General features: G+C 72.2%; 14 protein-coding genes. 11 read left to right on the plus strand and 3 right to left on the minus strand.

The window, feature by feature from the left end; all coding sequences use genetic code 11:
- The first annotated feature begins 168 nt into the window (after positions 1-168).
- Genes QE370_RS10700 through QE370_RS10715 form a run of 4 tightly spaced genes read left to right on the plus strand, consistent with a single transcriptional unit; the run spans position 169 to position 3,975 of the window.
- Entirely contained in the window at positions 169-1,188 is a 1,020-nt protein-coding gene (locus QE370_RS10700) for an iron-siderophore ABC transporter substrate-binding protein (RefSeq protein WP_253022904.1), read from the plus strand.
- A complete protein-coding gene (locus tag QE370_RS10705; protein ID WP_309634345.1) occupies positions 1,188-2,168 on the plus strand; it encodes an iron ABC transporter permease in 981 nt (326 codons plus the stop codon). Before QE370_RS10700 ends, QE370_RS10705 begins: the two co-directional genes overlap by 1 nt.
- Positions 2,165-3,181 (plus strand): iron chelate uptake ABC transporter family permease subunit, encoded by a 1,017-nt coding sequence (locus tag QE370_RS10710; RefSeq protein WP_253022906.1) that lies wholly within the window; start codon positions 2,165-2,167, stop codon positions 3,179-3,181. The genes QE370_RS10705 and QE370_RS10710 overlap by 4 nt, the downstream gene beginning before the upstream one ends.
- A complete protein-coding gene (locus QE370_RS10715) occupies positions 3,178-3,975 on the plus strand; it encodes an ABC transporter ATP-binding protein (protein ID WP_253022907.1) in 798 nt (265 codons plus the stop codon). Before QE370_RS10710 ends, QE370_RS10715 begins: the two co-directional genes overlap by 4 nt.
- Here the strand turns inward: QE370_RS10715 and QE370_RS10720 are convergent.
- Entirely contained in the window at positions 3,929-4,423 is a 495-nt protein-coding gene (locus tag QE370_RS10720; RefSeq protein ID WP_309634346.1) for a MarR family transcriptional regulator, read from the minus strand. The two genes, QE370_RS10715 and QE370_RS10720, sit on opposite strands and share 47 nt — an antisense overlap.
- A 128-nt stretch (positions 4,424-4,551) precedes the next feature.
- Here QE370_RS10720 and QE370_RS10725 point away from each other — a divergent pair, with 128 nt between their 5' ends.
- Positions 4,552-5,016 (plus strand): Fur family transcriptional regulator, encoded by a 465-nt coding sequence (locus QE370_RS10725; protein ID WP_253022909.1) that lies wholly within the window; start codon positions 4,552-4,554, stop codon positions 5,014-5,016.
- An 80-nt stretch (positions 5,017-5,096) separates the two neighbouring features.
- A complete protein-coding gene (gene katG / locus QE370_RS10730) occupies positions 5,097-7,289 on the plus strand; it encodes a catalase/peroxidase HPI (protein ID WP_253022953.1) in 2,193 nt (730 codons plus the stop codon).
- Positions 7,290-7,370: 81 nt separating this feature from the next.
- Here the strand turns inward: katG and QE370_RS10735 are convergent, their stop codons facing one another.
- Positions 7,371-7,754: a DUF1304 domain-containing protein gene (locus QE370_RS10735; protein WP_253022910.1), complete on the minus strand. Its 384-nt coding sequence runs from the start codon at positions 7,752-7,754 to the stop codon at positions 7,371-7,373.
- A gap of 123 nt (positions 7,755-7,877) precedes the next feature.
- Here QE370_RS10735 and QE370_RS10740 point away from each other — a divergent pair, with 123 nt between their 5' ends.
- Positions 7,878-9,509, plus strand: a complete 1,632-nt coding sequence (locus QE370_RS10740; RefSeq protein WP_308207028.1) for an MDR family MFS transporter — start codon at positions 7,878-7,880, stop codon at positions 9,507-9,509.
- Positions 9,506-9,976, plus strand: coding sequence for a MarR family winged helix-turn-helix transcriptional regulator (locus QE370_RS10745; protein WP_253022911.1), 471 nt, complete (start codon positions 9,506-9,508; stop codon positions 9,974-9,976). Before QE370_RS10740 ends, QE370_RS10745 begins: the two co-directional genes overlap by 4 nt.
- On the opposite strand, the gene QE370_RS10750 is transcribed toward QE370_RS10745, so the two are convergent.
- The gene (locus QE370_RS10750) at positions 9,946-10,455 is read right to left on the minus strand and encodes a GNAT family N-acetyltransferase (protein WP_253022913.1); all 510 of its coding nucleotides are present in this window, start codon (positions 10,453-10,455) and stop codon (positions 9,946-9,948) included. The two genes, QE370_RS10745 and QE370_RS10750, sit on opposite strands and share 31 nt — an antisense overlap.
- 40 nt (positions 10,456-10,495) lie before the next feature.
- Here QE370_RS10750 and QE370_RS10755 point away from each other — a divergent pair, with 40 nt between their 5' ends.
- The 3 genes from QE370_RS10755 (at position 10,496) to QE370_RS10765 (ending at position 14,187) form a co-directional block, all read left to right on the plus strand.
- A complete protein-coding gene (locus QE370_RS10755; protein ID WP_309634347.1) occupies positions 10,496-11,275 on the plus strand; it encodes a DUF5819 family protein in 780 nt (259 codons plus the stop codon).
- A complete protein-coding gene (locus tag QE370_RS10760) occupies positions 11,272-12,246 on the plus strand; it encodes an HTTM domain-containing protein (RefSeq protein ID WP_253022917.1) in 975 nt (324 codons plus the stop codon). The genes QE370_RS10755 and QE370_RS10760 overlap by 4 nt, the downstream gene beginning before the upstream one ends.
- A 156-nt stretch (positions 12,247-12,402) precedes the next feature.
- Complete coding sequence (locus QE370_RS10765) at positions 12,403-14,187, plus strand: choice-of-anchor G family protein (protein ID WP_309634348.1); 1,785 nt, start codon at positions 12,403-12,405, stop codon at positions 14,185-14,187.
- The last annotated feature ends 43 nt before the right edge of the window (positions 14,188-14,230 follow it).

Genomic DNA, 14,230 nt, shown 5'->3' on the forward strand with positions numbered 1-14,230 from the left:
CCCACGGCACCGTGAGGCGGTGTGGGTCGTGCGGGACGGCGGTGCACGGCAGGGGGTCGGCACGTGTCCCACGTCGCACGACTGAGTGTTTCATAAAATTTGAACATCAACTAAGGTCCACCTGAGTGATCAGTGGCACGTCGTGCCACCCGTCGACCAGGAGGCCCCATGTCGTCCGTCCGTCCCGTGCTCACCGGCGTCGTGGGAGCGCTGTGCGCCGCCCTGCTGCTGTCCGCCTGCGGAGGGTCGTCCACGGCCGAGGACCCCGCGTCGAGCGACTTCGACACCGTGCGGATCGAGCACGCGCTGGGCACCGCCGAGATCACCGAGAAGCCCGAGCGCGTGGTCACCCTGGGTCAGGGGTCGGCCGAGACGGCCATCGCGCTGGGCGTCACGCCGGTCGGCATCGAGTCCTACCCCTGGGGCGCCGACGACACCGGCTACCTGCCGTGGATCCACGAGGCCGTCACCGAGCGCGGCGACGAGCTGCCGCAGCAGTTCACGGGCGGCACCGAGCTCGACGTCGAGGCGATCCTCGAGCTCGAGCCCGACCTCATCCTGGCTCCGTGGTCGGGCGTGACGCAGGAGCAGTACGACCTGCTCAGCGACATCGCCCCCACCGTCGCCTACGAGAAGGAGCCGTGGGTCATCACCTGGGAGGACCAGATCGCGACGATCGGCCGCTCGCTGGGCGAGGAGGAGGCCGCCGCCGGGCTCGTCGACGACATCGAGCAGCAGTTCGCCTCCGCCGCGAACCCGGAGTACGAGGGACGGACGTTCTCCTTCGTCTACACGAACGGTCCCGGCACGCTCGGCGTGTTCTACCCGGGCGAGCAGCGGGTGACGTTCGTGTCGGCCCTCGGGCTGGAGCCCGCACTGAGCGAGAAGGAGCTGAAGGACTGGGAGGAGCCGGGCACCGACTCCGCGCTCATCGGCCTCGAGAACGCCGACATGCTCGACGACTCCGACCTGGTCTTCACCTTCTACGCCGACGAGAAGAGTCGCCGGGAGACCGAGTCCCAGCCGCTGTACGCCGGGATCCCCGCGGTGCAGAAGGGTGCGCTCGTCGCGCCCACGGACCAGTCCTTCGTGACGGCGTCCTCGATCATCACGCCGTTGACCGTGCCCTGGGCGCTCGAGCGCTACCAGCCGATCATCGACCGAGCCCTGGCGCGGGCCGACGCGTGATGCGTCGAGGGGCTCTGCTCCTCGGCCTGGTCGTCGTCCTCGCGTGCACCGCGGCGCTGAGCGTCGTGCTCGGGGTGCGCGCCAACGAGGTGTCGGACGTCTGGGACGTGCTGACCGGTCGCGGCGACGAGTACCTGGGTCGGATCGTCGAGGCCCGGGTGCCGCGCACCGTGGTCGGCGCGGTGGTGGGAGCCGCGCTGGCCGTGGCCGGGCTGCTGATCCAGGCGGTGACCCGCAACCCGCTCGCCGAGCCGGGACTGCTCGGCGTGAGCATGGGCGCCTCCGCCGCCATCGTGACCGCCACGGCGTTCCTCGAGCTCGGGGCGGGCACGGCGACGGTGTGGGTGGCCATCCCGGGCGCCCTCGTCGCCGTGGCGGTCGTCTACGCCCTGGGGCGGCGTGCTGGCGGCGAGTCGGTCGTCCCGTTGATCCTCGCCGGAGCGGTCGTCAGCGCGGTGCTGGGCGCCTACGTCCAGGCGATGATCCTGACCCGGCCCGACGCGTTCGACTCCTACCGCTTCTGGGTGGTCGGGTCCCTCGCCGGGGTGCGCTGGGAGACGCTGGCCATGGTGGCCCCGGTCATGCTCGTCGGTCTGCTGCTGACGGTGCTGGTCGCGCCCGGCCTGAACACCGTGCAGCTCGGTGACGCCGTCGCGACGTCGCTCGGCGTGCGGGTCGTGTGGGTGCGGTTCGGGGCCCTCGCCGCTGCCACGCTGCTCGCGGCAGCGGCCACGGCGGCGGCCGGGCCCATCGTCTTCGTCGGCCTGGCGGTGCCGCACGTCGCGCGGGCGCTCGTCGCCTCCGACCTGCGCTGGCAGGTGCCCGTGGCCCTGCTGCTCGGGGCCGCCCTGCTCGTGGGGTCCGACGTGCTGGCCAGGGTGGTGGCGCGGCCCACCGAGCTCATGGTCGGCGTCGTGACCGCGTTCCTCGGCGCGCCCTTCCTGCTCGCGGCGGTGCGACGGACGAGGCTCGCCGCATGAGCGCGGCCGTGCGGCGGGTGGTCCTGCCCGTCCGTCGCCGCACCGTGACCGTCTGCCTGGTCGTCGTGGCGGTGAGCGTGGTGCTCTCGCTGCTGACGCTGTCGCTCGGCCGGCTCGGTCTGTCCGCGGTGGACCTGCGCGACGCCGTCACCGGCGACCTCGACGCGAGGTCGCGGTTCGTGCTCGAACGGCTGCGGGGACCGCGCCTGCTCGTCGCGGTCGGGGTGGGCGTCGCCCTCGGTGTCGCGGGTGCCCTGTTCCAGACCGTGACCCGCAACCCCCTGGGCAGCCCTGACGTCATCGGCCTGGCTGCCGGAGCGGGGGCCGGCGTGGCCGTGACGGTGGTGCTCGGCTCCACCGTGCCGGCCCCCGTCGGAGCGGTGCTGGGCGCCGGCGCGGCGATCGGCGTCGTGTACCTGGCGAACGGCTCGGGCTTCGCGTCGCCTGCCCGGGTCATCGTCACCGGCATCGGCGTGGCGGCCATGTGCACGGCGGTGACCCAGTACGTCGTGGCCGTCGAGATGCGCGACAGTGCGCACGCGCTGGCCGCCTACACGGTCGGCTCGCTCTCGGCCCGCGACCTCGGGCACGCCGCGACCATCGCGGGGGGCCTGCTCCTGCTGCTGCCCTGCGTCGCGGCCCTGCACCACCGGCTGCTCGTCATGGACATGGGTGACGAGCTCTGCGACGCGCTCGGTGCCCGCGCCTCGGCGACCCGGACCTGGGCCATCGTGCTGTCGGTGCTCCTGGCTGCCGTGGCCGTCTCGGTCTCCGGGCCCATCTCGTTCGTCGCCCTGACCGCGCCGCACGTCGCCCGTCGTCTCACCTGCGCCGTGGGCCCCAACCTCGTGGCCTCGGCGCTCGTCGGCGTGCTGATCGTGCTCTCCGCCGACGTGGTCGCCCAGCACGTCCCCGCCGCGGAGGGGCTGCCCGTCGGGGTCGTCACGATCGGGGTCGGCGGCGCCTACCTCGGCTACCTGCTGCTCGTCCACTGGAGGAACGTCACGCCATGAACGCCTCGTCCCTGCGTGCCGACGGGATCACCGTGGGCTACGGCGGCGCCCCGGTGCTGCGCGACCTCGACTTCACGGTGAGCCGCGGTCACTTCACGGCCGTGATCGGGCCCAACGGCTGCGGCAAGTCGACCCTGGTCAAGACCCTCGCCCGGACGCTGCGGCCGACGGCGGGCCGGGTCGTGCTCGACGGCGTGCCCGTCGAGCGGCACCGCTCCAAGCACGTCGCCCGACGGATCGGCCTGCTGCCGCAGGAGCCCGTGGTGCCCGACGGCATCACCGTCGAGGAGCTGGTCGCCCGGGGCCGGCACCCGTACCACGCGCCGCTGCGGCAGTGGAGCGAGGGCGACGACGAGGCGATCGCCTCGGCGCTGACGGCCACGGGCGTCGACGCGCTGGCGGGTCGACGGGTGGCGGACCTCTCGGGAGGGCAGCGGCAGCGTGCGTGGATCGCCATGGTCCTCGCGCAGCAGACCGAGTTCGTCCTGCTCGACGAGCCGACGTCGTTCCTCGACCTCGCGCACCAGCTCGACGTGCTGCGCCTGTGCCAGGAGATCCGGGCCGCCGGACGCACCGTCGTGGCGGTGCTGCACGACCTGAACCAGGCGGCCCGCTACGCCGACCGCGTCGTGCTCATGCGTGACGGCGGCGTCGTGGCCGAGGGCACGCCGCGCGAGGTCGTGACGAGCGCCCAGGTCGAGGAGGTCTTCGGCGTGCGCTGCCGGCTGATCGAGGACCCGGAGTCGGCTACTCCGCTGATGGTCCCGCTGCAGGATCAGCGCGCTCGGCCTTGACCTCCTGCCAGCGCTCGTCGAGGCGGACGTCGTCGAGCAGCCACGCCATGTAGTGGTGCATGTGGGTGAGTCGCTCGTGGGCCGGGCTGCCCTCCGGGACGTCGGGCAGCGCGCGGGCGGCGAGGTCGCGCTGGGCCTGCAGGTAGGGCCGCTCGTGCTGGAGGAAGCGACCCCACACGTCGCGCGCCATGAAGTGGCGTGTGGCCCGCTCGCCGGGACGTCGCTCGTGGTGGACGAAGCCGGCGTCGGCGAGGCTGCGGGTGGCGTTGGAGACCGACCCCGTGCTCACGTCGAGGTCGGCGGCGATCTGCGCGGCCGTGACGCCGTCGGACTCGTCGAGGAGGAGGTACGCGGCGATCCGACCCTCGGTGCGCGACGCGCCCCGCGACGTCCACGCCCGCGCGAAGGACTCGATGAACTCGGCTCGACGAGCGCCGCTGATCGTCATCGGACCAGGGTACGAGCCGGCGGGGGCGCCGGCTCGTCAGCGCGCTCGAGGAACCGGCACGCGGGCAGCAGGTGAACACCGCGTGTCCTTTCTTGACTCGTTCAAGAAACGCCGGTAGAGTCGACGCCATGCCGCCCCTCGACGTCGCCGATCTCCTCCGCGGGGTCGGTCTGCGTGTCACCCGCCCGCGGGTGGCCGTGCTCGAGGCGCTGGAGCGGCTGCCGCACGCCGACACCGGCGACGTGATCGACGCCGCGCGGCGCGACGTCCCCGACGTCTCGCACCAGGCGGTCTACGACTCGCTCGCGGCGCTCACCGAGGCCGGTCTCGTGCGTCGCATCCAGCCGCACGGCCACACGGCCCGGTACGAGCGGCGCGTGGGCGACAACCACCACCACGTCGTGTGCCGTACCTGCGGCACCATCGCCGACGTCGACTGCGCGACGGGGGAGGCGCCCTGCCTCGTCCCGTCGCAGGACCACGGCTTCGTCATCGACGAGGCCGAGGTGATCTTCTGGGGCACCTGCCCCGCCTGTGCGCGCGCCGGGTCGACAGCGACCCCGCGCGACCCCCAGACTCCCGCGCCCGCCTGAGGGCAGCGGTCCGCACCGTCCACCCACCTGAGAGGAACATCGTGAGCGAGCACGACAAGCCGAACGCCGAAGTCGGCGAGATGAACGACCCGCTGGAGGCCAAGGGTGCGCCGGAGGGCCAGTGCCCCGTCGCGCACGACAGCCTGCCCTACCCGACGCGCCAGGACGCCAACAAGGTGTGGTGGCCCGAGGGCCTGAACCTCAAGATCCTGGCGAAGAACCCCTCGGTCGCCAACCCGCTCGGCGACGACTTCGACTACGCCGCGGCGTTCGAGTCGCTCGACCTCGCCGAGGTCAAGCGCGACATCGAGCAGGTCCTCACCACCTCGCAGGACTGGTGGCCCGCCGACTTCGGCCACTACGGCGGTCTCATGATCCGCATGGCGTGGCACAGCGCCGGCACCTACCGCGTGCACGACGGCCGTGGCGGCGCGGGCGCCGGCCAGCAGCGCTTCGCCCCGCTGAACAGCTGGCCCGACAACGGCAACCTCGACAAGGCCCGCCGCCTGCTCTGGCCGGTCAAGAAGAAGTACGGCAAGAACCTCTCGTGGGCCGACCTCATCGTGCTCACCGGCAACGTGGCGCTGGAGTCCATGGGCTTCGAGACCTTCGGCTTCGCCGGCGGCCGCGAGGACGTGTGGGAGCCGGACGCCGACGTGTACTGGGGCCCGGAGACCGAGTGGCTCGGCGACGAGCGCTACACCGGCGACCGGGAGCTCGAGCGCCCCCTCGCCGCCGTCCAGATGGGCCTCATCTACGTCAACCCCGAGGGCCCCAACGGCGAGCCCGACCCGCTGGCCGCGGCCCGCGACATCCGCGAGACGTTCGGCCGCATGGCCATGAACGACGAGGAGACCGTCGCCCTGATCGCCGGCGGCCACACGCTCGGCAAGACGCACGGTGCGGCCGACCCGGAGAAGTACGTCGGCGCCGAGCCCGAGGGCGCGTCGCTGGAGGAGCAGGGCCTGGGCTGGAAGAACTCCTTCGGCGCCGGCCACGGCAACGACACGATCACGTCGGGTCTCGAGGTCACCTGGACGCGCACGCCCGTCCAGTGGTCCAACGACTACTTCGAGCTGCTCTTCGGGTACGAGTGGGAGCTGACCAAGAGCCCCGCCGGCGCCTGGCAGTTCGAGGCGAAGGACGCCGAGGCGATCATCCCCGACGCCCACGGCGGCCCGAACCGCAAGCCGCGCATGCTCGTGACCGACGTGGCGCTGCGCGTCGACCCCGCCTACGAGCAGATCTCGCGTCGCTACAAGGACGACCCGGCCGCGTTCGCCGATGCGTTCGCGCGCGCCTGGTTCAAGCTCACCCACCGCGACATGGGCCCGAAGGACCGCTACCTCGGCCCCGAGGTCCCGGCGGAGACGCTGATCTGGCAGGACCCGCTGCCCGAGGCGACGGGCGCCCCGCTCGACGCCGCAGCCATCGCGGACCTCAAGCAGCGCGTCGCCGACTCCGGCCTGAGCGTGACCGACCTGGTCGGCACCGCGTGGGCGTCGGCGTCGACGTTCCGCAGCAGCGACAAGCGCGGTGGCGCCAACGGTGCGCGCATCCGGCTCGAGCCGCAGATCGGCTGGGAGGTCAACAACCCGGGCGAGCTGCGTCGTGTCCTCGGCGTGCTCGAGGGCATCCAGGCGGAGTCGGGGACCGGCGTCTCCCTCGCCGACCTCATCGTCCTCGCGGGCGGTGTCGGCATCGAGCTGGCCGCGAAGGCGGCCGGTCGCGAGCTGGAGGTGCCGTTCACGCCGGGCCGCGTCGACGCGACCCTCGAGCACACCGACGTCCCGTCGTTCGAGTGGCTCGAGCCGCGGGCCGACGGGTTCCGCAACTACCTCGGCAAGGGCAACCGGCTGCCGGCGGAGCACCTGCTCCTCGACCGCGCGAACCTGCTCGGCGTCAGCGCCCCGCAGCTGACCGCCCTGGTCGGCGGTCTGCGGGTGTTGGGCGCCACCTACGACCGGTCCACGCTCGGTGTCCTCACCGACGCCCCGGGCACCCTCACGAACGACTTCTTCGTGAACCTGCTCGACATGGACGTCACGTGGACCTCCGTCGACCCCGAGGCCGGGATCTACGAGGGCCGCGACGCCGCCGGTGCCGTCCGCTGGACGGGCAGCCGGGCCGACCTGGTCTTCGGCTCGAACTCCGAGCTGCGGGCGGTGGCCGAGGTGTACGCGAGCGACGACGGCGCGGACGCGTTCGTCGAGGAGTTCGTCGGCGCCTGGGTCCAGGTCATGGAGGCAGACCGCTTCGACCTGCACCGCTGACGCACCCCGTACGCACAGGAGGGCCCGGACCGCGACGGTCCGGGCCCTCCTGCGTCGTCCTGGACGGCGGGGGAGCGGGGCTCAGAGCAGGCCGACGGCCAGCGCGAGGACACCGAGCAGCGGCAGCGTGCCCTGCGAGACGGCGGCGCGCGCCTTGTCGGGGCTCGACACGAGGAGCACGAGGGCGGCCGCGACCATCGAGCCCGCACCCGTGAACGCGAGGGTGGCGCCGACGGTGGTGACGTCGAGTGCCAGGAGCACGGCTCCTGCTCCGGCCGTCACGGCCAGGAAGAGGTTGTAGAAGCCCTGGTTGTAGGCGAGCTCGCGCGTGGCCTCGGCCTCCTCCGGGCCGAGGCCGAAGGTGCGGCGTCCCCGCGGGCTCGTCCAGGCGAAGGACTCGAGCCAGAAGATGTACACGTGCAGCGCTGCTGCGAGGGCGACGAGGACGACTCCGAGCGCGGTCATGCGCCCCATCATGGCCGATGCCGCGACGGGGTGGCCGAGGTCACGTCGTGCTTGGTTGCAGACGACAACTATCGGAGTATGGTTGTGGATGTCAACCAGTCCGTCCGAGCAGAAAGAGGAGCCGTGCCAGAACCCACCACCGCCGCCGCACCACCGTCGTCCGAGGACAGCGGGGAGATGACCCATCGCCAGGTGCTCGAGGCGCTGAGCGGCCTCCTCCTCGCGATGTTCGTCGCCATGGTGTCCAGCACCGTCGTCACGAACGCGCTGCCGCGGATCGTCACCGACCTGAAGGGCAGCCAGACCGGCTACACCTGGGTCGTCGTCGCGACGCTGCTCACCATGACCGCCACCACGCCCATCTGGGGCAAGCTGGCCGACCTGTTCAGCAAGAAGCTGCTCGTGCAGGTGGCGCTCGTCATCTTCACGATCGGGTCGCTCATCGCCGCCTCCGCGCAGAGCATGGGCGTGCTCATCGGCGCCCGCGCCGTGCAGGGCCTCGGCGTCGGCGGCCTCACCGCCCTCGTGCAGGTCGTCATCGCCTCGATGGTCAGCCCCCGTGAGCGTGGTCGCTACTCCGGCTACATCGGTGCCGTCTTCGCCCTCGCGACCGTCAGCGGACCGCTCATCGGTGGCGTGATCGTCGACAGCCCGCTCGGCTGGCGCGGCTGCTTCTTCGTCGGCCTGCCGTTCGCCGTCGCCGCCTTCGTCCTGCTGCAGCGCACGCTGCACCTGCCCGTCGTGCGCCGCGAGGTCTCGATCGACTACCTCGGCGCCACGCTGATCATGGGCGGCGTCAGCCTCCTGCTCGTCTGGATCTCCCTCGCCGGTGCGCACTTCGCCTGGGTCTCCGCCACGTCCGCCCTGCTCGTCGTCGGCGGTGTGCTGCTCATCGCGCTCGCCCTCGTCGTCGAGGCCCGGTACGCCCGCGAGCCGATCATCCCGCTGCGACTCTTCCGCGACCGCACCACGTCGCTGGCCACCCTCGCCTCCGTCATGATCGGCGTCGCGATGTTCGGCGCGACGGTCTACCTGAGCCAGTACTTCCAGTACTCGCGCGGCATGACGCCGACCGAGGCCGGCCTGATGTCGATCGCGATGGTCGGCGGCCTGCTCGTCTCGAGCATCACCTCCGGGCGGATCATCAGCCGCACCGGCGTCTGGAAGCGCTGGCTGGTCGGCGGCATGCTGCTCGTCGTGCTCGGCTTCGGCCTGCTCGGCACGATCGACGCCAGCACCCCGCTGTACGTCGTCGGGCTCTACATGGCACTCGTCGGCCTCGGTCTCGGCGCCACGATGCAGAACCTGGTGCTCGCCGTGCAGAACAACACGCGGCTCGAGGACATGGGCGCCGCCAGCTCCGTCGTCGCGTTCTTCCGCTCGCTGGGCGGGTCGGCCGGCGTGGCCGTGCTCGGCACGATCCTGAGCCACGACGTGAAGGGCAACGTCTCCGACGGCGTGCGCGACCTCGCCGCCTCCGGCCAGCTCGACCGGGCCGACCTCGAGCGGCTGAGCCACTCGACGGGCCAGATCCCCGACCTGTCCACGCTGCCTGGGCCGTTCCGGACGCTGTACGAGACCGCCTTCGGCGACGCGTTCGGCCACATCTTCCTCGTGGCCACGCCGTTCGCGGTCGCCGCGCTCGTGTGCATCCTGTTCATCAAGGAGGTGCCGCTGCGCACCACGATCCAGAAGGACGTGGAGGTGCTCGAGACCGAGGGCCAGCCGGCCGACACGGTGGCGAGCCTGCGATGACCGCCGGCACGGTGCCCCCCGCCGCCTCGTCGCTCGACGCGCTCCGGCTCGTCGAGCACGAGGTGGGGGTGCTGATGCGCCGGGCCCGCCGGGCGCTCACCGAGCGCGCGCGGCTCGTGCACCCGGACCTGCAGGCCATCGGGTACCTCGTCCTCGTGCAGGTCGAGGCCGACGGCCCGGTCCGGGGGAGCGGTCTGTGCGACGTCCTCCACCTCGACAAGGGCGCGGTGAGCCGCTCCGTGCAGCACCTGCTCGACCTCGGCCTCGTCGACCGGACGCCCGACCCCGACGACGGACGGGCGACGCTCCTCTCGGTCAGCGACGAGGGGCGTCGTCGGGTCCGGGCCGTCGACGCCGCCCGGCGGGAGCTGCTCGGCGAGCGGTTCGCGGACTGGAGCCGTGAGGACCTCTGCGACGTCGCCGCGACGTTGCGCCGCTACAACGCGAGCTTCGGCCCCGAGGCCTGAGCGCCTGCGTCCGCCGCGAGGTCGAGCGTCATGAAGACGCTGAGCGGGTCCGGTCCGTAGTCGGCGAACGGCCCGCACTCGACGAAGCCGCGCCGCGCGTAGAGCCGCCGGGCGGGGGCGAAGTGCTCCTCCGCGCCGGTCTCGAGGGAGACCCGCTGGAGACCGTCGGCCCTGGCGACGTCGACGAGGTGCTCCAGGACGGCGGCCGCGACACCGCGACCTCGGGCTGCCTGCGGGGTCCGCATGGCCTTGAGCTCCCCGAGCAGTCCGGGATGCGTCCTCAGCGCGCCGACCCCGAGCAGCACGGGCGGCTCCTCGTCGGTCCAGGCGGCGACCATGCGCACGTCCGGACGGGCCAGCGCGTCGTGGGGGAGGGCGTGGACGCTCTCCGGCGGTGACGTCGCCCGCATCTCGGCGAGGTGCTCGTCGAGCAGCGCCGCGACGTCGGGGTCGTGGGGCGAGACGGTCCGTACGTGCATGTGGCCATCCTCGCGCGGGTCCGGCGAGTACCGTGACCGGGTGCAGCACGAGTCGGTCGACGCGCGTCCGCGTCCCTCCCGGTGGCGTGTCGCGGTCGTCGGCGTGGTCGTCGCGCTCGGCGCCGCGCACCTGCTCGGCGTCACCGCAGCCGCCCTGCCGCCGAACGCGTACTCCGACGCCGCGCGTCCCGCGACGTCGTACCTCGGCGCCTACTTCTCGCAGAACTGGCGGCTGTTCGCCCCGAACCCGATCGCGTCCGACCGGGTCGTGCGCTTCCAGGGGGCCTACGAGGAGGACGGCCGCACCGAGGTCACGCCGTGGCTGGACTGGACCGACGTCGAGCTCGACCTCGTGCGCCACCGCCTCGTCGGCGGTCGCGCCGGCTACGTCACCAACAAGCTCTACGGTCCGCTGGCGAACCGCTACGCGGCGCTCGACGAGCCCCAGCGCGCGGTCGCCGACGTCGTCGACCCCGCCAAGGTCCTGACGTGGCGGCGGCTCGACCGTGAGCTGCGCGCGGGCTCGAACGACCGCTTCGACGACGCGCAGGTGGCCCTCTACCTCGCCTACGACCGCGCGACGACGGAGCTGGCCACCGACGCGCTGGAGGCCGCCCACCCCGGACGCCGCCTGGTCGCCGTCCGGTACGCGACGCGCGGCCAGGACGTCACGCCCTGGGTGGCGCGGCACGGCTCGGCGGCGGAGCGGCAGACCGCGCGTCCCACGCCGGTCCAGCGGATCAACGGCTGGCGGACCCCGCTGCGCGGCGACGCCGCCGAGCGCGCCGTGGTCGCCGACTTCCTGCGGAGGCACCGATGAGCGGCGTCGGTGACCGGGTCTGGACCTGGCTGACCGCGCGCAAGCACGCGACGCGCGGCCTCGCCATCACGCGGATCGTGCTCGGTCTCATCGTCTGGACGCAGCTGCTCGCCAACTGGTCCGACCGCCACTACACGTGGGGCGACGGCGCGACGTGGACGCAGGGCGTGCGCGACGTGAAGTCCTGGCCGGGCTTCCTGGGCATCTTCCAGCAGGCCCACGGTGCGAGCTTCGACGCGCTGTACCTGCTCACGGTGCTGGCGGGCGTGCTGCTCATGGTGGGCCTCTGGACCCGCGCGTCGGCGCTGCTGACCCTGTTCCTCTGGATGTCGCTGTACGTCTGCAACCCGTTCGTCGGCTCCGGCGGCGACGCGGTGCTGCGCATGGTGCTGCTGTACGCCTGCTTCACCGACTCCGGCCGGCACCTCTCCGTCGACGCCTGGCTGCGTGCCCGCCGCGGGGAGCTGCGTCCGGTGCTGCCCGGCTGGCTGTCGACCACGCTCCACAACGTGGCCGTGGTCCTGATCATCCACCAGGTGGTCATGGTCTACGTGGGCTCGGCGCTCTGGAAGGTGCAGAGCGACCTCTGGCTCGACGGCACGGCCGTCTACTACCCGCTGCAGACCGAGGCCTACTCGCCGTGGCGCGACCTCCTGCACCCGCTGTCGAGCGCGTCGCCCGTCGTCATGGCCGCGACCTGGACCGCCATCGTCGTCCAGCTGCTGTTCCCCGTGCTGCTGCTCTACCGCAGCACCCGGGCCGTGTCCCTCGTGGTGATCACCGGCATGCACCTCGGCATCGGGGTGTTCATGGGGATCATGTACTTCTCGCTCGTGATGATCGCGGTCGACATGATGCTCGTCAGCGACGCCTCGTGGCAGCGTGGCGGACGGTGGTGCCGGGCCTGGTGGGCGCGACGGCGGGGGACGCCGGACCACGCCGGCCTGGTTGACCTGCGCAACTCTGTGTGATGTGTCTCAGGTGACAGTCGGAGCGCACGGTGACCTGAGATCTGCGTAAGATGTCCCGCAACGACCGCTGAGGCGGGCGTTGCACCGGCCCGCGGTCCGCAGCTCTTCCCCCAAGAAGCGCACCGCAAGACACAGCGACATGGGAGTCACTCCACGATGAACAAGCTCGGCAGGAACACCCTCGCCCTCGGGTTGAGCACCCTGCTCATCACCTCAGCGGCGGCCTTCTCCGCCAACGCGGCCGACGAGACGGAGTCGCACGCGACCAGCCGTTTCCTCAGCGGCACGATCGGCGGCACGAACCTCGACGCCATCGCGGAGCTGGAGGGCACCTCGGCCGACAACCCGGGCGACCCGGGGCCGAACACCAACCCGCTGTCGCTGACGGTGCTGCAGGCCATCCCGATCGACATCCCCGGCGGGATCGACCTCAACCTGGCCGACTTCCTGAGCCCGGGCAACGGCTCGGCCGGCGTCGCGAACCACTACGCCGCGGCCCCCCAGACCAACTCCGCCGCCGCGGCCAGCGGTGCCGTGAACAACACCGGCGCGATCCTGGCCCCCGGCAACGGCGAGTTCCCCTCGAACGCGAAGATCTCGCTCGACGGCGGTGTCCTGAACGGCATCAACGACGAGCTCGCGGGTGTCGACCTGTCGCTCGGCGCGCTGTCCGGCTCCGCCGTCATCGACAAGGGCGACCTGACGCGTGACTACCAGATCGGCAGCGCCACGCTGGACGTCAAGGTCCCGCTGCTCGCCGACCTGACCGGTGACCTCTCCACGGCGCTCAACGGCCTGGACGCGGCGAACGACATCACCATCAGCCCGGCCTCGCTGTGCCCGGTGATCGGCAACACGCTGAACGTCGCCACCAGCACCCTGCTGGCACAGCTCGACAGCCTCGGCCTCGGTGCCGTCGGCGACGCGCTCGAGCCGGTCCTGACGCTCCTCGGCGTCTCGAACGTCAATCTCTGCAACCTGCCGCCCCAGATCGGCGCCATCCTGACGAACGAGACGCTCGCGCAGCTGGTCACCGTCCAGGTCAAGGGCCTCGGTGACGTCACGAGCGGCATCGCCAACTTCTCCAGCGACGGCGTGGCCGTCGACCTGGCGACCGGCACGATCTCGCTCGACCTCGCGAAGATCCTGCAGGCGGCCGGCGTCGACATCAACAACCTGCCGCCGAACACGGACCTCGTGCAGTACATCACCAGCGACCTGATCGCCGGCAAGATCACGAACGTCCTCAACAACGCGATCGACGACATCGTCACCAACATCGGCAAGGTCAGCCTGCAGGTCACCGTGGCCGGCACGACGGTCATCCCGGAGTCCGACCTCGGTGCGCTCACCGACCCGCTGACGGCGATCCTCAAGCAGGTCACCGACGCGGTGCAGCAGATCGGCGCCCCGATCGACGACCTGCTCGGCGACCTCGCTCCCGACCTGGCCCGCATCGTCAAGCTGACGGCCAACACGCAGTCGACGTCCACGACGCCCACGCTGTCCGCGGGCGGCGAGAGCGCCGGCGTCCTGGCGGCCGCCGCGACCGGTACCTACTACCGTCAGGGCGCGCTCCGCGTCGACCTGCTCGGTGGTCAGCTCGCCAGCGTCGACCTCGCCAACGCCGAGGTCGCGCTGACCGCGGCGGACGACACCGACGCGCAGGCCGACACGCAGGCCGACGCCGACGCGCAGGCTGACGCCCAGGCCGATGCCCAGGCTGACGCCCAGGCCGACGCCGACGCCATCGCGGACGCTGCGTCCGACGCCCAGGCCGACGCGGTCGCGGACGCCGACGCGCAGGCCGACGCCGACGTGACCACCACGCTGCCCAGCACGGGCGCCCCGAACCTGCTGCCCTTCTGGCTGCTGGGTCTGGGCCTGGTGCTCTTCGGCGCCGCGGTGCTCATCAACGAGCGTCGTCGCATGTCGCTCTGACGCTGCACACCACGACGCCTGCCCGGTGACCGCTCGCGGTCGC

The sequence above is a fragment of the Aeromicrobium sp. SORGH_AS_0981 genome, assembly GCF_031453195.1.
Lineage (GTDB): Bacteria > Actinomycetota > Actinomycetes > Propionibacteriales > Nocardioidaceae > Aeromicrobium.

What these genes read in the sequence shown, in the direction of transcription:
- QE370_RS10700 (WP_253022904.1), top strand. Translation starts at nt 169, where the DNA reads ATGTCGTCCGTCCGTCCCGTGCTCACCGGCGTCGTGGGAGCGCTGTGC.
- QE370_RS10705 (WP_309634345.1), top strand. Translation starts at nt 1,188, where the DNA reads ATGCGTCGAGGGGCTCTGCTCCTCGGCCTGGTCGTCGTCCTCGCGTGC.
- QE370_RS10710 (WP_253022906.1), top strand. Translation starts at nt 2,165, where the DNA reads ATGAGCGCGGCCGTGCGGCGGGTGGTCCTGCCCGTCCGTCGCCGCACC.
- QE370_RS10715 (WP_253022907.1), top strand. Translation starts at nt 3,178, where the DNA reads ATGAACGCCTCGTCCCTGCGTGCCGACGGGATCACCGTGGGCTACGGC.
- QE370_RS10720 (WP_309634346.1), bottom strand. Translation starts at nt 4,423, where the DNA reads ATGACGATCAGCGGCGCTCGTCGAGCCGAGTTCATCGAGTCCTTCGCG.
- QE370_RS10725 (WP_253022909.1), top strand. Translation starts at nt 4,552, where the DNA reads ATGCCGCCCCTCGACGTCGCCGATCTCCTCCGCGGGGTCGGTCTGCGT.
- katG (WP_253022953.1), top strand. Translation starts at nt 5,097, where the DNA reads ATGAACGACCCGCTGGAGGCCAAGGGTGCGCCGGAGGGCCAGTGCCCC.
- QE370_RS10735 (WP_253022910.1), bottom strand. Translation starts at nt 7,754, where the DNA reads ATGACCGCGCTCGGAGTCGTCCTCGTCGCCCTCGCAGCAGCGCTGCAC.
- QE370_RS10745 (WP_253022911.1), top strand. Translation starts at nt 9,506, where the DNA reads ATGACCGCCGGCACGGTGCCCCCCGCCGCCTCGTCGCTCGACGCGCTC.
- QE370_RS10750 (WP_253022913.1), bottom strand. Translation starts at nt 10,455, where the DNA reads ATGCACGTACGGACCGTCTCGCCCCACGACCCCGACGTCGCGGCGCTG.
- QE370_RS10760 (WP_253022917.1), top strand. Translation starts at nt 11,272, where the DNA reads ATGAGCGGCGTCGGTGACCGGGTCTGGACCTGGCTGACCGCGCGCAAG.
- QE370_RS10765 (WP_309634348.1), top strand. Translation starts at nt 12,403, where the DNA reads ATGAACAAGCTCGGCAGGAACACCCTCGCCCTCGGGTTGAGCACCCTG.